The sequence below is a fragment of the Nocardioides luteus genome (assembly GCF_000960475.2).
Lineage (GTDB): Bacteria > Actinomycetota > Actinomycetes > Propionibacteriales > Nocardioidaceae > Nocardioides > Nocardioides luteus_A.
This window is the reverse complement of sequence record NZ_JZDQ02000013.1, coordinates 91357-109706: the sequence shown is the minus strand read 5'-3', so window position 1 is coordinate 109706 and position 18350 is coordinate 91357. Positions and strand designations below refer to the sequence as shown.

18 protein-coding genes are annotated in these 18350 nt (G+C 71.2%); 13 read left to right on the top strand and 5 right to left on the bottom strand.

Features of this window, described 5'->3' with window-relative positions:
* Positions 1 to 3: 3 nt before the first annotated feature.
* The 3 genes from UG56_RS11140 to UG56_RS11130 are packed head-to-tail and all read right to left on the bottom strand — an operon-like array spanning position 4 to position 4327.
* Positions 4 to 1113: a quaternary amine ABC transporter ATP-binding protein gene (locus tag UG56_RS11140; RefSeq protein WP_045548898.1), complete on the bottom strand. Its 1110-nt coding sequence runs from the start codon at positions 1111 to 1113 to the stop codon at positions 4 to 6.
* On the bottom strand, positions 1110 to 2840 hold the full coding sequence (betA, locus tag UG56_RS11135) for a choline dehydrogenase (protein WP_045548897.1): 1731 nt from the start codon (positions 2838 to 2840) through the stop codon (positions 1110 to 1112). The genes UG56_RS11140 and betA overlap by 4 nt, the downstream gene beginning before the upstream one ends.
* Positions 2841 to 2857: 17 nt before the next feature.
* Positions 2858 to 4327 carry an aldehyde dehydrogenase family protein gene (locus UG56_RS11130; protein WP_045548896.1) on the bottom strand — a complete coding sequence of 490 codons (1470 nt, stop codon included), beginning with the start codon at positions 4325 to 4327 and terminating at the stop codon, positions 2858 to 2860.
* A gap of 167 nt (positions 4328 to 4494) precedes the next feature.
* Between UG56_RS11130 and UG56_RS11125 the strand changes: the two genes are divergently transcribed.
* From UG56_RS11125 to hutI, 13 genes are all read left to right on the top strand, one after another.
* Complete coding sequence (locus tag UG56_RS11125; RefSeq protein ID WP_052693550.1) at positions 4495 to 5067, top strand: TetR/AcrR family transcriptional regulator; 573 nt, start codon at positions 4495 to 4497, stop codon at positions 5065 to 5067.
* 51 nt (positions 5068 to 5118) lie between these two features.
* Complete coding sequence (locus UG56_RS11120; RefSeq protein ID WP_045548903.1) at positions 5119 to 5556, top strand: SRPBCC family protein; 438 nt, start codon at positions 5119 to 5121, stop codon at positions 5554 to 5556.
* Positions 5557 to 5622: 66 nt separating this feature from the next.
* Positions 5623 to 6375: an IclR family transcriptional regulator gene (locus tag UG56_RS11115; RefSeq protein WP_045548895.1), complete on the top strand. Its 753-nt coding sequence runs from the start codon at positions 5623 to 5625 to the stop codon at positions 6373 to 6375.
* Positions 6376 to 6509: 134 nt separating this feature from the next.
* Complete coding sequence (gene hutU / locus UG56_RS11110; protein WP_045548894.1) at positions 6510 to 8168, top strand: urocanate hydratase; 1659 nt, start codon at positions 6510 to 6512, stop codon at positions 8166 to 8168.
* The gene (locus tag UG56_RS11105; RefSeq protein WP_045548893.1) at positions 8165 to 9499 is read left to right on the top strand and encodes a formimidoylglutamate deiminase; all 1335 of its coding nucleotides are present in this window, start codon (positions 8165 to 8167) and stop codon (positions 9497 to 9499) included. Before hutU ends, UG56_RS11105 begins: the two co-directional genes overlap by 4 nt.
* A 5-nt stretch (positions 9500 to 9504) precedes the next feature.
* Positions 9505 to 10098, top strand: a complete 594-nt coding sequence (locus tag UG56_RS11100; protein ID WP_052693548.1) for a HutD/Ves family protein — start codon at positions 9505 to 9507, stop codon at positions 10096 to 10098.
* A 75-nt stretch (positions 10099 to 10173) separates the two neighbouring features.
* Positions 10174 to 11628 (top strand): aromatic amino acid ammonia-lyase, encoded by a 1455-nt coding sequence (locus tag UG56_RS11095; protein ID WP_071327027.1) that lies wholly within the window; start codon positions 10174 to 10176, stop codon positions 11626 to 11628.
* A 125-nt stretch (positions 11629 to 11753) separates the two neighbouring features.
* A complete protein-coding gene (locus tag UG56_RS11090; protein ID WP_045548891.1) occupies positions 11754 to 12884 on the top strand; it encodes an ABC transporter ATP-binding protein in 1131 nt (376 codons plus the stop codon).
* Positions 12881 to 13525 carry an ABC transporter permease gene (locus UG56_RS11085; RefSeq protein ID WP_045548890.1) on the top strand — a complete coding sequence of 215 codons (645 nt, stop codon included), beginning with the start codon at positions 12881 to 12883 and terminating at the stop codon, positions 13523 to 13525. The genes UG56_RS11090 and UG56_RS11085 overlap by 4 nt, the downstream gene beginning before the upstream one ends.
* Positions 13525 to 14265, top strand: a complete 741-nt coding sequence (locus UG56_RS11080; RefSeq protein WP_045548901.1) for an ABC transporter permease — start codon at positions 13525 to 13527, stop codon at positions 14263 to 14265. Before UG56_RS11085 ends, UG56_RS11080 begins: the two co-directional genes overlap by 1 nt.
* A 19-nt stretch (positions 14266 to 14284) precedes the next feature.
* On the top strand, positions 14285 to 15193 hold the full coding sequence (locus UG56_RS11075) for an ABC transporter substrate-binding protein (protein ID WP_143054997.1): 909 nt from the start codon (positions 14285 to 14287) through the stop codon (positions 15191 to 15193).
* A gap of 154 nt (positions 15194 to 15347) precedes the next feature.
* Positions 15348 to 16535, top strand: a complete 1188-nt coding sequence (locus tag UG56_RS11070) for an allantoate amidohydrolase (RefSeq protein WP_045548888.1) — start codon at positions 15348 to 15350, stop codon at positions 16533 to 16535.
* Entirely contained in the window at positions 16532 to 17683 is a 1152-nt protein-coding gene (gene hutI / locus UG56_RS11065; protein WP_045548887.1) for an imidazolonepropionase, read from the top strand. Before UG56_RS11070 ends, hutI begins: the two co-directional genes overlap by 4 nt.
* 4 nt (positions 17684 to 17687) lie before the next feature.
* Here hutI and UG56_RS28680 read toward each other — a convergent pair whose 3' ends face one another.
* Positions 17688 to 18170: a TetR/AcrR family transcriptional regulator gene (locus UG56_RS28680; protein ID WP_071327026.1), complete on the bottom strand. Its 483-nt coding sequence runs from the start codon at positions 18168 to 18170 to the stop codon at positions 17688 to 17690.
* 16 nt (positions 18171 to 18186) lie between these two features.
* A complete protein-coding gene (locus UG56_RS28675) occupies positions 18187 to 18345 on the bottom strand; it encodes a hypothetical protein (protein WP_218145193.1) in 159 nt (52 codons plus the stop codon).
* Positions 18346 to 18350: the final 5 nt, after the last annotated feature.

Sequence of the window (18350 nt, the reverse complement as noted above, 5' to 3'; positions counted from 1 at the left end):
CACTCACTCCCCAGTCTCCGTGCCGGGCTCTTCCTCGGCGACCACGACGCGCAGGATCGCCTCGTCGTCGACGATGCCGATCAGCTCGCCGTTCTCGACCACGCGCACGGGATGGGCGGAGGCCAGGGCCGCGCGGGCGGCCTTCCACACGACCGTGTCGGGATCCATGGCGGGTCCCTCGAGGGAGTCGCTGGGACGTACGGGCTGCATGACGTACCGCAGCGTCAGCACGTGCCCCTTCGGGACCTCGCTGACGAAGTCGCGGACGTAGTCGTCGGCCGGGTGGGCGACGATCTCGGCGGCGGTGCCGCACTGCACCATCTCGCCGTCGCGCATGATGAGGATCCGGTCGCCGAGCTTGATGGCTTCCTGGAGGTCGTGGGTGATGAAGACCATGGTCTTGCCGACCTCGTGGTGCAGCCGCACGATCTCGTCCTGCATGTCGCGCCGGATCAGCGGGTCGAGGGCCGAGAACGGCTCGTCGAAGAAGAGCACCTGCGGGTCGACCGCGAGCGCCCGGGCCAGCCCGACGCGCTGCTGCATGCCGCCGGAGAGCTGGTCGGGGAAGGAGTTCTCGTAGCCCGAGAGGCCGACCAGGTCGACCATCTCCTGGGCCCGGCGACGGCGCTCGGCCTTGCTCTCGCCGCGGACCTCGAGCCCGTACGCCACGTTGTCGATCACCTTGCGGTGCGGAAGCAGGCCGAAGTGCTGGAAGACCATCGCCATGTGCCGGCGCCGCATGTCGCGCAGCTTGCCGGACGAGACGGAGGTGATCTCCTCGCCGTTGATGACCACGCTGCCGTCGGTGGGCTCGATGAGCCGGTTGAGCAGCCGGACCAGCGTGGACTTTCCCGACCCCGACAGGCCCATGATCACGAAGACCTCGCCCGGCTGGACCTCGAAGGAGATGTCCTTGACCGCGGCGACGCAGCCGGTCTTGGCCTGCAGGTCCGTGCGGGACAGCTCCGCGTCGCCGGAGCCGATGATCTTGTCGGCCTTGGCGCCGAAGATCTTCCACAGGCCCTCGACCTTGAGGGCGGGCTGACTGCCGGCAGCCGCGTCGGGAGCTCCGGGGATGTCGGGGCTCTGGGTGTCCGTGGTCCGAATGGTCATGCCGGCTCACCTGTCCTGACCGCCGGCTCGGGGTCGAGCGGGCTGCCCTCGCGGTAGTTGTAGAAGGGAACCTCGGACGGGGGCAGCGGGGTCTTGCCGAGGATCAGGTCGGCGGTCTTCTCGGCCACCATCATCACCGGGGCGTAGATGTTGCCGTTGGTGACGTAGGGGAAGACGCTGGCGTCGCAGACCCGCAGGCCGTCGGTGCCGTGCACCTTCATGGTGAGCGGGTCGGTCACGGCCATCTCGCCGGTGCCCATGGCCGCGGTGCACGACGGGTGCAGTGCGGTCTCGGCGTCCTTGCGGACCCACTCGAGGATCTCCTCGTCGGTCTCCACGGACGGTCCGGGCGAGATCTCCCCGTCGTTGTACTTCGCGAAGGCCGGCTGGTTGAGGATGTTGCGGGCCACCCGGATCGCCTCCACCCACTCCTTGCGGTCGGTGGGCGTCGAGAGGTAGTTGAACTGCATCGAGGGGTGCACGCGCGGGTCCTTGGACCTGATCCGGACCCAGCCGCGGGTGTCGGCGTACATCGGGCCGATGTGGACCTGGTAGCCGTGACCCTCGGTCGGGCTGCTGCCGTCGTAGCGGATCGCGATCGGCAGGAAGTGGAACATCAGGTTGGGGTAGTCGACGTCCTCGTTGGAGCGACAGAAGCCGCCACCCTCGAAGTGGTTGGTCGCACCGAGGCCCTTGCGCTGGAAGAGCCACTGGAAGGCGATCTTCGGGCGCTGGTGCCAGGCGAGGCCGGGGGCGATCGAGACCGGCTCCTTCGAGGCGTACTGGATGTAGACCTCGAGGTGGTCCTGGAGGTTGGCGCCGACGCCGGGCAGGTGGTGGACCAGCGGGATGTCGTGCTCGGCGAGGAGCTCGCGGTCGCCGATGCCGCTGAGCTGGAGCAGCTGCGGGGTGTTGATCGCGCCGCCGCAGAGGATCACCTCACCGGCGTGGACGGTGTGCCGGCGGGCGGCGCGGCCCACGCCGCGGGTGTATTCGACACCGGTCGCGCGCGGGGTCTCGCCGGTGGTGTCGAAGAGGATCTTCTCGACGAAGGCGAAGGTCTGCACGGTGAGGTTCGGGCGCTTCTTCGCCGGGTGCAGGTACGCACGGGCGGCCGACCAGCGGCGGCCGCGCTTGACGTTGCGGTCGAAGGGAGCGAAGCCCTCCTGGCGGTAGCCGTTGACGTCGTCGGTCAGCGGGTAGCCGGCCTCCTGGACGGCCTCGAAGAACGCCCCGAAGAGCGGGTTCTCGCACTTGCCGCGCTCGAGGTGGAGCGGGCCGTCGCCGCCGCGCCAGTCGTCGGCGCCGGAGCTGCCGTCGGCCAGGTGCCGTGACTCCATCCGCTTGAAGTAGGGCAGACAGTGGGCGTAGTCCCAGGTCTCCATGCCCGGGTCCGAGGCCCAGCGCTCGTAGTCGAGCGGGTTGCCGCGCTGGAAGATCATCCCGTTGATCGAGCTGGAGCCACCGAGGACCTTGCCGCGGGCGTGGTAGACCTTGCGGCCGCCCATGTGCGGCTCGGGGTCCGTCTCGTACTTCCAGTCGTAGAGCTTGCTGCCGATCGGGAAGGGGAGGGCCGCCGGCATGTGCACGAACGGGTCGATCTTGTAGTCGCTGTGCCCGGCCTCGAGCACCAGGACGCGGTGAGCGGGATCCTCGCTGAGGCGCGCGGCCAGGGCGCTGCCCGCGGAACCACCGCCGACGATCACGTAGTCGTACTGCTTGTCCATCGAAGTAGCTCCTGCTCTCACGCGCCGAACCAACGGCTGGGCTCGGGGGTGGTGTTGTGCCAGATGTGCTTCGTCTCGCGATATTCGTCCAGGCCGGCCATGCCGAGCTCGCGGCCGACGCCGGACTGCTTGAATCCGCCCCACTCGGCCTGCGGCACGTAGGGGTGGAAGTCATTGATCCAGACCGTGCCGGCGCGCAGGCCCGCGGCGATGCGGCGCGCTCGGTCGGGGTCGGAGGTCCACACCCCGCCGGCCAGACCGAAGATCGTGTCGTTGGCCAGCGCCAGCGCCTCCTCCTCGGTGCGGAAGGTCTCCACCGTCAGCACGGGCCCGAAGGACTCCTCGCGCAGGACGGTCATCCCGGCGGTGCAACCGTCGAGCACCGTGGGAGGGAAGAAGTAGCCGTCGGCGTGCTCGGGATCGGTGAGGCGGGTGCCACCGCAGCGCAGCACGGCGCCCTCGCTGATGCCTGCCTCGACGTACGCCGCCACCTTCTCCAGGTGGGGCAGCGAGATGAGCGGACCGGTCTCCGCCTTGTCGTCGAAGGGGCCGCCGAGGCGGATGGCCGAGGCCCGCTCGACGAGGGCGTCGACGAACTCGTCGTGGATCGACTCCTCGATGAGGAGGCGGGCGCCGGCGGAGCAGACCTGCCCGGAGTGGAGGAAGACCGCGGTCAGCGCGTTGTCCAGGGCCGTCTCGCGATCGGCGTCCGCGAAGACGATGTTGGGGTTCTTGCCGCCGAGCTCGAGGGCGACCTTCTTGACCGTCGCGGCGGCGGTGGCCATCAGGTGCTTGCCGGTCTCGAGGCCGCCGGTGAAGGAGAGCAGGTCGACCCGCGGGTCCTCCGCGAGCGGAGCCCCCGCGACCGGGCCGGCGCCGAGGACGAGGTTGCCCACGCCCGCCGGGAGCCCGGCCTCGTCGAGCAGCCGCATCAGGTGGATCGCGGTGTGCGGGGTCAGCTCGCTCGGCTTGAGGACGAAGGTGTTGCCCGCGGCGAGGGCCGGGGCGACCTTCCAGGCGGTCTGGAGGAGCGGGTAGTTCCACGGCGTGATGAGGGCGCAGACGCCGACGGGCTCGTGGACGATCACCGACTCGACCTCGGGCCGGTCGGTCACGACCGGGCGGCTGTGGTCCTCGACGGCGAGGCGCGCGTAGTGGTCGAAGACGGAGACGACGTCGTCGACGTCGATCTCGCTCTCGACGAAGCGCTTGCCGGTGTCGAGCGACTCGGCCCGGGCCACCAGCTGCTTGTCGCGCTCGAGCAGACGGGCGACCCGCTCCAGCAGGGCACCGCGCTCGGCCGCCGAGGAGCGGGGCCAGGGGCCCTCGTCGAAGGCGCGGCGTGCCGCTGCGATCGCGGCGTGGGTGTCCTCCGCGCCGGCCTCCGCAACGGTTCCGACGACCGCGCCGTCGGCAGGACAGCGGATCTCCCGCTGCTCGCCCGACTGCGCGGGCGTCCAGCGCCCGTCGATGTAGATCTCGCTCATGCAACCTCCGGCGTCGGGTTGCGCACAAGGCAACCGCGGGTGAATTGCAGAAGATCCTGCGCGGACCCGAAGGGCCAGGTCAAGGGCTACACGGACAAAATTGTTGCAGGCGGTACAAAATTGTTGCAGCTGATACAAATCACTCCATCGGTTGTTACAGTCGCCGCATGACGAGCGTGAGCACCGCCCCGGCCAAGGACCCGCAGCGCCGTGCTGCCTGGGCCGAGCTGGCGACCGACTACGTCCACGAGCACGGCCTGATCGGCCTGAGCCTGCGCCCGCTGGCGGCCAAGCTGGGCACGAGCAACCGGGTCCTGCTCTACCACTTCGGCACCAAGGACCAGCTGGTCGCAGATGTGCTCCGCACGTCCAACGAGCGGTCGGTCGCCGAGGTCGCCTCGCTCGAGCCCTCCGAGGACCTGCGGAGCGCCGTCCACGACCTGTGGTCGGTGATGGAGGGCGACCGGTGCAGCTGGATCTATGTGGAGGCGGCCGCGCTCGGCCTCTTCGGCCGGGAGCCGTACGCCTCGGCGGTCCGTGAGGCCAACGCGGTGTGGATCGCCGGCCTGATCGCGCACCTGGAGAAGTCCGGAGTGGGTTCAGCGGTCGCGGAACGGGCAGCCCATGTCATCGACGCCGCCTTCCAGGGTCTCCAGCTCAGCCTGGGCCTCGACGGCAGCCTCCCCGAGCGCGCCCGCTCCGTCGACGATCTCGCTGACGCGGTCGCCGCTCTGGCCTGATCCCTCGTGGTCGCTCTGGCCGACAACCCGGTCTCGGAGGACGATGGGGCCATGAGCGTGGACGTGATGGTGGAGACGACGATCCGGCGTTCGCCGGCCGAGGTGTCCGCCTACGCCGGCGACCCGGGCAACGCCCCGACCTGGTACGCCAACATCCGCTCCGTCGAGTGGCGTACGCAGCCGCCGATGCGGGTCGGGTCGCGGATGGACTTCGTGGCCCAGTTCCTCGGGCGCCGGCTGGCCTACACCTACGAGGTGGTCGAGTGGGTGCCGGGGGAGCGGCTGGTGATGCGTACGGCGGACGGACCGTTCCCGATGGAGACGTCCTACACGTGGGAGCCGGCCGACGGCGGCGGCACCCGGATGACGCTGCGCAACCGCGGCAACCCGTCCGGGTTCGCCCGGATCGCCGGACCGGCGATGGAGCTGGCGATGCGGCGCGCCACGACGAAGGACCTGGCCAGGCTCAAGGAGATCCTGGAGACCTGAGGTGAGATCCTGACGGTCACGAGTCCGTGACCGGTTCGCCGGTCTGACCCCGAGAGAGGTGCCGTCATGGGAGTCCCTGCTGCCGAGCAGACCCTCGCCATCCTGCGCCACCTCGCGAGCCAGGCGAGCCCGCTCCAGGCGTCCGCGATCGCGCGCTCTCTGGAGCTGCCGCGCTCCACGACGTACCACCTGCTGAACACGCTCATCGAGTTCGGCTTCGTGGTCCACTACCCCGAGCAGCGGGTCTACGGGCTGGGCGTGGGGGCCTACGAGCTCGGCAGCGGCTACGCCCGTCAGGAGCCGTTGCAGCGGCTGGCGCGCCGGCCCGTCGCCGCGCTCGCCGACCGCTGCGGCAACAGCGCCCATCTCTCGGTGCTCCTCGGCCGCGACGTCGTGTACGTGATCGAGGAACGGGCTGCGGGCCGGCCGCTCCTGATCACCGAGGTCGGGGTGCGGTTGCCCGCGGCGACCACGGCCTCGGGCCGGGCGATGCTCGCGTCCCTTCCGCATCCCCAGGTCAGGGCGCTCTACGCCGACCGCGAGGCGTTCTCGCTCGAAGGTCCCGGGGCGCCGTCATCGCTGTCCCAGCTGCGCCGGATGCTCGTCGACGTCCGTGCGAACGGTTTCGCCGCCGAGCACGGGGAGGTCACCGAAGGCCTGGCCTCGGTCGCCATGCCCGTGCTCGACGGCACGGGCTATCCGGTCGCCTCGGTGGCGGTGACCTATCCGCAGGCGGAGCAGTCGCCCGAGCTCGTCGAGCGGCTGGTCGGCGAGGTGCGTACGACGACGCGGATGCTGTCGCGTCGGCTGGGCGGCTGACCGCCTCGCCAGGGGTCTGGTATCCCAGACCACGATCGGGGGAACGCCCTTCCTCTCGTGCCGGGCCGGGAGTGCAATGGCAGTGGGCCATGTGCCCTCATGATCGACGTGCACAACCGAACGAGGAGAAGTCCATGGAAGGCGCCCGCCCCGTCCGCTCACCCCGCGGCACCGAGCTGACCGCGCGCAGCTGGTCGACCGAGGCCCCGCTGCGGATGCTCATGAACAACCTGGATCCGGAGAACGCCGAGCGTCCCGACGACCTGGTGGTCTATGGCGGAACCGGCAAGGCAGCCCGCAGCTGGGAGGCGTACGACGCGCTCGTCCGCACCCTGACGACCCTGGGTGAGGACGAGACCATGCTGGTGCAGTCCGGCAAGCCGGTCGGCGTCATGCGCACCCACGAATGGGCACCGCGTGTGCTGATCGCCAACTCCAACCTGGTCGGCGACTGGGCCAACTGGGAGGAGTTCCGGCGGCTGGAGGACCTCGGGCTCACGATGTACGGCCAGATGACCGCCGGCTCGTGGATCTACATCGGCACCCAGGGCATCCTGCAGGGCACGTTCGAGACGTTCGCGGCCGTCGCCGACAAGCGCTTCAAGGGAACGCTCGCCGGCACCATCACGCTCACCGCCGGCCTCGGCGGCATGGGTGGCGCCCAGCCGCTCGCCGTGACCATGAACGACGGCGTCGCGATCTGCGTCGACGTGGACCAGAGCCGCATCGCCCGCCGCATCGAGCACCGCTACCTCGACGTCCAGGCCGACAGCCTGGAGCACGCCCTCGAGCTCGCGGTCGCGGCACGTGACGAGAAGCGCGGCCTCTCCATCGGCCTGCTCGGCAACGCCGCCGAGGTCTTCCCGCGGCTGCTCGAGATGAAGGCGCCGATCGACATCGTCACGGACCAGACCTCGGCCCACGACCCGCTGTCCTACCTGCCGGTGGGCGTCGCCTTCGAGGACTGGCACGCCGCCGCCGAGCGTGACCCGGAGGGCTTCACCAAGGACGCCCAGGCCTCGATGGCCGCGCATGTACGCGCGATGGTCGAGTTCCAGGACGCCGGCGCCGAGGTCTTCGACTACGGCAACTCGATCCGCGACGAGGCGCGCAAGGGTGGCTACGAGCGGGCCTTCGAGTTCCCGGGCTTCGTGCCGGCCTACATCCGTCCGCTCTTCTGCGAGGGCAAGGGCCCCTTCCGGTGGGCGGCGCTGTCGGGCGACCCCGAGGACATCCGCAAGACCGACGAGGCGATCCTGAAGCTCTTCCCCGAGAACGAGCGCCTGCACAAGTGGATCACCATGGCGCAGGAGCGGGTGCACTTCCAGGGGCTCCCGGCCCGCATCTGCTGGCTGGGCTACGGCGAGCGTCATCTGGCCGGCCTGAAGTTCAACGAGATGGTGGCCAGCGGCGAGCTGTCCGCGCCGATCGTGATCGGTCGCGACCACCTCGACTGCGGCTCGGTCGCCTCACCGTACCGCGAGACCGAGGCGATGAAGGACGGCTCCGATGCGATCGCCGACTGGGCCCTGCTCAACGCGCTGGTCAACACCGCCTCGGGTGCCTCCTGGGTTTCGATCCACCATGGCGGCGGCGTCGGCATGGGCCGTTCGATCCACGCCGGTCAGGTCTGCGTCGCCGACGGCACGGAGCTGGCGGCGCAGAAGCTCGAGCGGGTCCTGACCAACGACCCGGGCATGGGCGTCATCCGCCACGTCGACGCCGGCTACGAGGAGGCCGTCGCCGTCGCCGACGAGCGCGGGGTGCGCATTCCCATGCGGGAGCAGGCGTGACCGCCTACCTCGCCGACCACGCCTGGCTCGGCGGGGACCGGGTCGACGTCGACGTCCTCATCGAGGTCGACGGCGATCGGATCCGCGCCGTCACCCCGGGCGTCACCGGCTCGGCGGCCCCCGCAGGCGCGACGCGCCTGCGGGGGCTCACCCTCCCCGGTCTGGCCAATGCGCACTCGCACGCCTTCCACCGCGCGCTGCGCGGCCGCACCCACCGGGGCGGCGGCACCTTCTGGACCTGGCGCGAGGACATGTACGCCGTCGCCGGACGACTCACCCCCGACTCCTACTTCGCGCTGGCCCGGGCGACGTACGCCGAGATGGCGCTGGCCGGGATCACCGCGGTGGGGGAGTTCCACTACCTCCACCACGACCCCGACGGCCGTCCGTACGCCGAGGCGAATGCCATGGGCGAGGCCCTGATCGCGGCGGCCGCCGATGCCGGCATTCGGATCACGTTGCTCGACGCCTGCTACCTGACCGGAGCTCCGGGTCAGCCCCTCGAGGGCGCCCAGCTGCGCTTCGGGGACGGGGATGCGGCGGCCTGGGCGGACCGCGTCTCGGCGCTGTCCGGCGCCGGCCATGCCCGGATCGGTGCGGCCATCCACTCTGTGCGCGCCGTGCCCGCCGACCAGCTCGCGACGGTGGCCGGCTGGGCGACCGAGCAGGGTGCGCCGCTCCATTTCCACCTCTCCGAGCAGCGCGCCGAGAACCAGGCCTGCCAGGAGCGCTACGGCTGTACGCCGACCGAGCTGCTCGCCCGCCACGGGGCGCTCGGCGAGCTCTCGTCGGCGGTGCACGCGACGCACCTGACGTTTGCGGACGTCGCCGCGCTCGGTGACTCCCACACGACGATCTGCATGACCCCGACCACCGAGCGCGACCTCGCGGACGGCATCGGACGCGCACGCGACCTCGCCGACGCCGGCTCGGCGATCTCGCTCGGAAGCGACAGCAACGCGGTCATCGACCTGCTGGAGGAGACCCGGGCGCTCGAGCTCGACGAGCGGCTGCGTACCGAGCGCCGCGGCCACTGGTCCGCGGCCGACCTCCTGCGCGCGGCGACCGTCGACGGGCACGCCTCGCTGGGCTGGTCGGAGGCCGGCCGGATCGCGCCGGAGGGACTGGCCGACCTGACGACGATCTCGCTCGACTCCGTGCGCCTCGCCGGATGGGAGGCCGAGACACTTCTCGAGTCGACGGTCTTCGCCGGCGCCGCCCAGGACGTCACCGACGTCATCGTCGGTGGCAACGAGGTCGTCCGCGACCGCCGGCACCTGGCGGTCGGCGACGTGGCCGGTGAGCTCCACCGCGCCATCACCGGGATCTGAGGACGATGTTCGACCTTCGTCGCGCGGAGGAGCACGTCCGGCGCCGGTGGCGCAACGGCGGGGGCATGACCGCCGAGGTCGCCGCGTGGCCGCCGGGCACGGACGCCGGCTCCGACCTCGCCTGGCGGATCAGCTTCGCCGAGGTCGCCGAGTCGGGTGAGTTCTCGACGTTCCCCGGCGTGGACCGGGTGATCACGCTGATCGACGGACCGCCGATGACGCTCGAGCTGCCGGGGGAGACGACCGTGCTGCGGCCGTTCGTGCCGTACTCCTTCGACGGTGACGTGCCGGTGCGGTGCTCGGTGACGGCGCCCACCCGCGACCTCAACGTGATGACCCGGCGCGGGCAGGCGAGCGCCACGGTCGAGATGCTGGACGTGGGCAGTTCTGAAGAGCCTCTGCGCCAGGGGTCGCCGTTGCTGGTGGTGGGCCTCACGGGTGCGGTGTGCGCCCGTGCGGGCGACGACTCGGCCAGGCTCGGCCCGGGCGACGTGCTCATCACCGACCGGCCCGTGACCGTCGAGGGTGCTGGAGCGGTGGCGATCGTCCGCATCGCCCCCGCCCCCGGCTCGGCGTCACCGTCTGGGATCCAAGACTGAATCCGCTTGACGACGAGTGCGCCGCGGGATGCCCGAAGCGTTGAATTGAGCCCACGAAACCCCAAGGAGCTCACCATGTCGCGCGGCACACCTCACGTACTCATCGACGGCACCTCACTCGGCCGTGACGAGATCCTCCTGGTCGCTCGCGGCGGCGCCTCGGTCCGGCTCGACCCGGCCGCCCGCGAACGGGCGCAGGAGTCGTGGGAGACCGCGGAGACCGTCGCCCGCCGGCGTCACGTCTACGGACGTACGACCGGGGTGGGCGCCAACCGGCAGGAGGAGGTCGGTGGCGATGCGGCGCTGGGCCACGGACTCCGGTTGCTCCGCAGCCATGCGGGCGGGGTCGGCTTCGAGCTGGCCCCCGACGTGGTCCGCGCCACCATGGTCATCCGGCTCAACCAGCTGGCCGCAGGCGGTTCCGGGGTCCACGTACGCGTCCTGGACGCTCTCGAGCAGGCTCTCGACCTCGGCGCGCTGCCGAGGGGGCACCGGCTCGGGGCGATCGGCACCGGCGACCTGACCGTCCTCGCGGAGATCGCGCTCACCCTGGCCGGCGAGCGCCCGTGGGCGGTCGGCGAGGCGCCGCCGGTCGCGCTCGACACCGGGGACGCGCTCGCGTTCATGAGCAGCAACGCCGCGACGCTGGCCGAGGCGGTCATCGCCTGCGCCGACCTGCAGACGCTCCTGCGCGCCAGCCACACCGTCGCCGCCCTCTCCTTCCTGGCGCTGGGTGGCTCCGCCGAGGCCTATGCCGAGGTCGTGCACGAGGCCAGACCGCACCCGGGCCAGCAGCACTGTGCCGCCGAGATGCGTCGCTTGCTCGGGATGACCGGTCCTCCGGTGCCGGGCCGCCGGATCCAGGATCCGTTCGGCCTGCGGGCCTTCCCGCAGGTGCAGGGACCCGCGCTGGACAGCCTCGCCCAGCTCGAGCAGGTCCTCTCCGTCGAGGTCAACGCGCGTGCCGAGAACCCCCTCATCTCCGTGGAGGCCGACGACGTGTTCCACCACGCGCACTTCCACACCGCGTACGTCGCGGTGGCGCTGGACCAGGCGCGCGCCTCCGTCCACCAGGTGGCCGAGCTGTCCGCCGCCCGCCTCGGCGACCTGGTCGAGCCGACCATGACGGGCCTGACACCGTTCCTCGCCTCGGGGCCGGCGGGCAGCTCCGGCGTGATGATCCTCGAGTACGTCGCCCACGACGCCCTCGCCCAGATGCGGCACGCCGCGCTGCCGGTGACAATGGGCACCGCAGTGGTCTCCCGCGGTCTCGAGGACCACGCGAGCTTCTCGACGCAGGCCGCACGCCAGGCGATCGTGGTGGTCGAGGCGTACCGCCACGTCCTCGCCTGCGAGCTCGTGGCCGCGGTGCGCGCGCTGCGCGTCCAGCAGCCGGACCTCGGCGACATCCCCGCACGGGCCGCGCTGGAGCGAACCGCCCAGGTCCTGGACCCCAGCCTCGAGGACCGGTCGCTCGGCGACGACCTCGATCGCGCCGCCGATCTGCTCGATGAACTGGCCGCGCTCTGAGCTGAACGGTCAAGTCTCGGATCCCAGACAGTACCGGGCTGTGGCCCGTATCCCCGGCGGACGCCCGGGAGGTCCACTGGGACCACACCACATTCGATGACCCCAGCAGTGGAGGTGAGTGCCGGATGATCCGGTTCGACTCAGTGAGCAAGGAATACCCCGACGGCACCGTCGCCGTGGGTGGCCTGGAGATGACCGCCCCGACCGGCAAGATCACGGTGCTCGTCGGGCCCTCGGGCTGCGGCAAGACGACGTCGCTGCGGATGATCAACCGGATGATCGAGCCGACGAGCGGACGGATCTGGATCGACGACCGCGACACCACCACGATGGACGCGGCCGAGCTGCGTCGAGGGATCGGCTACGTGATCCAGCAGGCGGGCCTGTTCCCGCACCGCACGGTCGCCGCGAACATCGCGACCGTCCCGATGCTGCTCGGCTGGGACCGGAAGAAGGCGCGCGCTCGTGCCCTGGAGCTGCTGGAGCGCGTCGGTCTGCCGACCTCCTTCGCCGACCGCTACCCGAGCCAGCTCTCCGGCGGTCAGCAGCAGCGCGTCGGGGTGGCCCGTGCCCTGGCCGCCGACCCGCCCGTCATGCTGATGGATGAGCCGTTCAGCGCGGTCGACCCCGTCGTACGCGACCAGCTGCAGGACGAGTTCCTCCGGCTCCAGGGCGACCTCGGCAAGACCATCGTGTTCGTCACCCACGACATCGACGAGGCGATCAAGCTGGGTGACCAGGTCGCGGTGCTCCGGGTCGGCGGCAAGCTCGCCCAGATCGCCGAGCCCGCGCGGCTCCTGGGGCACCCCGTCGACGACTTCGTCGCCGACTTCGTGGGGCGCGACCGGGGATACCGCGGGCTGGGCTTCCAGAGGGCCCCGAAGCTGCCGCTCGCGGCGGAGACGACGGCGCGCCTCGGGGACAGCGCGGAGCAGGTGCGGGCCGCCGCGGGCACCGAGCCGTGGACGCTGGTCGTCGACGAGGGTCGGCGTCCGCTGGGCTGGGTCAACACGGAACAGGTCGCCGGCACCGTCTCCTCCGAGGTGCTGCACCGCGGCGGCACCGTCGCCTCCACGAACGGGACGCTGCGCAACCTGCTCGACGCCGCGCTGTCCTCGCCGGCTCGGCGCGGCGTGGTCGTGGACGAGGACGGTACGTTCGCCGGCACCGTCCTCGCCCACCAGGTGCTCGACGCCATCGAGAGCGAGCGCGCCGCCGCGGCCGCCGCGCAGCCGGCTGGGAGCGCGGCCCGATGAGCTGGTCCATCGACCACCTGCCCGCGGTCCTCTCCCTCATCGGCAGGCACGTCTACCTCGCCGGGCTCCCGCTCCTGCTGGGGCTGCTCATCGCGGTTCCGCTGGGTTGGCTGGCGCGCCGCTACCGGGTCCTCTACCCGCTGCTGATCGCCGGGACCGGTCTCCTCTACACGATCCCGTCGCTCGCCCTGTTCATCCTGATGCCGATCTTCATCGGCACCCGGATCCTCGACCCCGTCAACGTGGTCGTCGCGATGACGATCTACACCGTGGCGCTGCTGGTGCGTACGGTGGCCGACGGTCTCGGTGCCGTCCCCGACTCGGTCAACCAGGCGGCGACGGCGATGGGCTTCGGGCGGGTGCGGCGACTGTTCATGGTCGAGCTCCCGCTGGCCGTCCCGGTCATCTCGGCCGGCCTCCGGGTCGCCGCGGTGAGCAACGTCAGCATCGTCAGCGTCGCGGCGATCATCGGCGTACCGCAGCTGGGTTCGCTCTTCACCGACGGCTTCCGCCGCAACTTCATGGAGCCGATCCTCGTGGGCGTCATCGCGTGCGTGCTGCTGGCGCTCGTCTTCGACCTCGCGATCATCGCCGGAACCCGGCTCATCACTCCGTGGCAGCGCACGAGGAGGGCCGCCTGATGAATCTCGTCCTCACCTGGTTGACCGACCCCGCCCACTGGGCCGGCGAGGACGGTGTCCCGCACCGCATCCTCGAGCACCTGACCTACTCGGCCGTCGCTCTCGTGATAGCTGCCATCATTGCGATCCCGCTCGGCCTGTACGTCGGCCACACCGGCCGCGGGAAGTTCCTGGTCGTGAACGTCGCCGGCGCCGCCCGCGCCATCCCGAGCCTGGGCCTGCTCTTCATCATGGTCCTGCTCCTCGGCCCCCGGCTCTCGGGCGACGCGGCCTTCGTGGTCCCGTGCCTCGTCGTGCTGGCCGTGCTCGCCGTCCCGCCGATCCTGGCCGGTGCGTACGCGGGTGTCGAAGAGGTCGACGCGAGCGCCCGGGACGCTGCGAAGGGCATGGGCATGAGAGGCCTCCAGGTGCTTCTCGAGGTCGAGCTGCCGTGCGCGCTGCCCCTCATCTTCTCGGGCCTGCGCTCGGCGACGCTCCAGGTCGTCGCGACCGCCACCATCGCCGCGACCGTCGGCCTGGGCGGACTCGGGCGACTCCTGATCGACGGCCTCGCGGTACGCGACTTCGGCCAGATGGCCGCGGGCGCCGTCCTCGTGGCAGCACTCGCCCTCGCCGTCGATCTCATCTTCGCGCTGGTCCAGCGCTACGCGGTGTCCGCAGGCCTGACGGGCCGTCGCACCGCCTCCCGACGATCGCGGCCGAAGGCGTCCGCTGATTCCACCCTGATCACCATCAGCTGACCCGAGAGGAAGCACACCCATGCACAGAATGAAGATCTACCTCGCCGTCGCGGCCTCGGCCGCACTGCTCGCCGGATGCGGCAGCGGCGACCCGTTGGCGACCGATGCCGCCGGAGGCGACGAGAAGGGCACCATCACCGTCGGTTCCGCCGACTTCCCGGAGAGCGCCCTGATCGCCGAGATCTACGCGGGCGCGCTGGAGGCCAAGGGCGTCGAGGTCAAGAAGAACCTGAACATCGGCAGTCGCGAGGCGTACGTCCCGGCCCTCCAGGACGGCTCCATCGACCTGATCCCGGAGTACACGGGTGCGCTCCTGCACTACTTCGACGAGGACGCCACCGCCACCGACTCCGAGTCGGTCTACAAGGCGCTGACGGCCGCGGCGCCCAAGGACCTCTCGGTGCTGACGATGTCGTCGGCGGAGGACAAGGACGTCGTCGCGGTCACCAAGGCGACGGCGGACAAGTACTCCCTGAAGTCCATCGGCGACCTCGCCGACGTCGCTGACGAGCTGACCCTCGGCGGCCCGCCGGAGTGGAAGACGCGGCGCCAGGGGGTCAAGGGTCTGGCCGACGTCTACGGCGTCGAGTTCGGCACTTTCCGCGCACTCGACGCCGGCGGTCCGTTGACCGTTCAGGCCCTCAAGAACGGGCAGGTGGACGCGGCGGACCTGTTCACCACCGACCCGTCGATCCAGGAGAACGGGTTCGTCATGCTTGAGGACCCGGAGAGCCTCTTCCCGGCGGAGAACGTCGTTCCGCTGATCGCCGAGGCGAAGGCCGACGACAAGGTCTCCCAGGCGCTCGACGCGGTCTCGGCCGAGCTCGACACGGAGACGCTGGCAACGCTGGTCGCGCAGGTCATCGTGGACAAGAAGGACGCCGAGGACGTGGCGACCGCGTTCTTGTCGGAGCAGGGTCTGGCCTAGTCTCCGGCACGTCTCACAGCAGCGGCATCGCGGGTCCTCGGGGCCCGCGATGCCGCTGTCCGCATAGGCCGCTCCGACGGGATGTCTGGGATACCGGACAGTTCACCCGGTCCGAGCCCTTGCCTCGCGACCCGGATCCCGATGGACTCGGGTCATGACGTTCGAGCGCATGTGGGCCGACATCGCCCCGGTGGGCAGATCCGCCTCGTCCCAGGGTTACTTCCGTCAGCCCTACACCTCCGCCGAGATGGAGCTGCGCTCCTGGTTCGCCGAGGAGTGCGCCCGGCGGGGACTCGAGCTCGAGCGTGACGGCAACGGCAACCTGGTCGCCTGGTGGGGGAGCGGCGACGACGCCGTGCTCACCGGGTCGCATCTGGACAGCGTTCTCGACGGCGGGGCGTACGACGGACCGCTCGGGGTGGTCTCCTCCCTCGCGGCCGTCGACGTGCTGACGGAGCGAGGGTTCCACCCGCGCCGCCCGATCGCGATCGGCGTCTTCGCCGACGAGGAGGGCTCCCGCTACGGGCTCGGCTGCCTCGGCTCCCAGCTCGCGACCGGTCTGACGACGCCCGACCAGGCGCGGGCCCTGCGCGATCGTGGCGGACGACCGCTCGAGGAGGTCATGGCCGATGCGGGCCTCGAGCCGGCGCTCGGCCGGTCCGCCTGGCTGGACCGCGTCGGCTGCTACGTCGAGCTCCACGTCGAGCAGGGCCGCAACCTCATCGACCGCGACGCCGCGGTCGGCGTCGCCAGCGGGATCTGGCCGCACGGTCGCTGGCGCTTCGACTTCGACGGCGAGGCCAACCACGCCGGCGCCACCCGCATGGAGGACCGGCGCGACCCGATGCTGACGTTCGCGATGACCGCGCTCGCCGCGGACGAGGAGGCCCGCCGCACCGGGCAGCGCGCCACCTTCGGCCGGATCGAGGCCACCCCCAACGGCACCAACGCGGTGCCCTCACGTGTCGCCGCCTGGCTCGACGCCCGCTGCGAGAACGACGCGATGCTCGGCGATCTGGTCGCGACCCTCGAGAAGCGCGCCGGCGAGCGGGCCGGTCTCGACCGGACCAGCGTCACCGTGACCGCCGAGTCGCTGTCGGCCGCGGTCGACTTCGACCCCGACCTGGCGGCTCGGATCGCCGCGCCCGGTGGCTGGCCGATCATCCCGACCCAGGCAGGACACGACGCCGGCATCCTGTCGACCGCGGGCATCCCGACCGCGATGCTCTTCGTCCGCAACCCCACCGGCATCTCGCACTCACCCGAGGAGCACGCCGAGATGGCCGACTGCCTCGCCGGTGTCGAGGCCCTCGCTGACACGCTCGCGGAGCTGGCTCGATGAGCACGTTGGTCACCGGCATCGGCGAGCTCTTCGTCGGTGACGCCGCCGGAACGGTGATGGAGCAGGCCGCGTTCGTCGTCGAGGACGGCCGGGTGGCGTGGGTGGGGCCCGCCGCCGAGGCACCCGCCGCCGACGCGGCGTACGACGTGGGCGGGCGTGCCGTCATCCCCGGGTTCGTCGACTCCCACAGCCACCTCGTCTTCGCCGGCGACCGCTCGGCCGAGTTCGCCGCGCGCATGGCGGGGGAGAGCTACGCCGCCGGCGGCATCCGTACGACGGTGCGCGCGACCCGCGAGGCCGGCGATGCGGAGCTCACCGCCCACGTCGCACGGCTCGTGGCCGAGATGCGTCGGCAGGGCACCACGACCCTGGAGATCAAGAGCGGCTACGGCCTGAGCGTCGCCGACGAGGCACGCTCCCTGGCGGTGGCGCGGCAGTTCACCGAGGAGACGACGTTCCTCGGCGCCCACGTCGTGCCGGAGGGGATCAGTGCGGAGGACTACGTCGCGCTGGTCACCGGCCCGATGCTCGAGGCCGCGCGGCCGTACGCCAGCTGGATCGACGCCTTCTGCGAACGCGGTGCCTTCGACGTCGACCAGGCCAGGGCGGTCCTGGCGGCCGGGGCGGCCGTCGGCCTGAAGGGCCGGCTGCACGCCAACCAGCTCACCTACGGCGGCGGCGTCCAGCTGGCCTGCGAGCTCGGCCTGGTGGCGGTCGACCACTGCACCTATCTCAGCGACGCCGACGTCGACGCGCTCGCCCAGTCGGGCACCGTCGCCACCCTGCTGCCCGGCGTGGAGTTCTCGACCCGCCATCCGTACGTCGATGCCCGTCGTCTGATCGACGCCGGTGTCCGGGTGGCGCTGGCGTCGGACTGCAACCCGGGCTCGTGCTTCACCAGCTCGCTGCCGTTCTGCATCGCCCTCGCCGTACGCGACATGGGCATGACGCCGAGCGAGGCCGTGTCGGCCGCGACCGCCGGTGGTGCCGCCGCCCTCGACCGGACCGACGTCGGACACCTGAGCGCCGGCGCGGCCGCCGACTTCGCCGTTCTCGACGCTCCGTCCCACGTGCACCTGGCCTACCGGCCCGGCGTGCCCCTGGTCGCCGAGACCTGGCGGGCCGGGCAGCGTATCGACGGGCGCTGACCGCTCAGCCGGACGCCGTGCGACCGATCTGGTTGGCGAACCGCTCGAGGTAGCCGACCAGGATCTCGATGCCGTCGTCGACGACCCTCTGGTCGGCGGTGTAGCCCTCGCGGAAGGCCCACTCCAGCACCCGGTCGCCGATCTCGACCGCGAGCAGCCCTCGGGCGAGATCGGCCTCCTCGGACAGCAGACCAGCCTCGGTCATCACCGCGAACAGGGCCTCGGCGATCCGGACGTTGTGCTCGCGGCAGAACTCGATGACGGCGGGGTTGGTGCGTCCGCGGAAGTAGATGGCGACGAACTCCTTGCGCCGCGCGTAGACGTCGAGGAAGGCTTGCATGGTCGTCGTGACGACGGATCGGATGCTCAGCGTCTCGAGCGCGGCGACGGTCTCCGCGACGTGTGCGTCCATCTCCTCGGTGTCGCGCTTCACCAGCTCGAGGATGATCTCCTCCTTGTCGGCGAAGTACTGATAGATCGAGGCCACCGGGACCCCGGCAGCGTCAGAGATCCGGCGGGTGCTGAGCGTCGACCCCCTCCGACACGACCAGCCCGGCCGCCGCGTCCAGGATCTTCGCGACCCGTTCCCGGCTGCGCCGCTGTGCCGGCGCTCTGCGATCCGTCCGGCTCCCGGTGCTGGGGGTTGTGCTCGCTGCGGACATGCCAC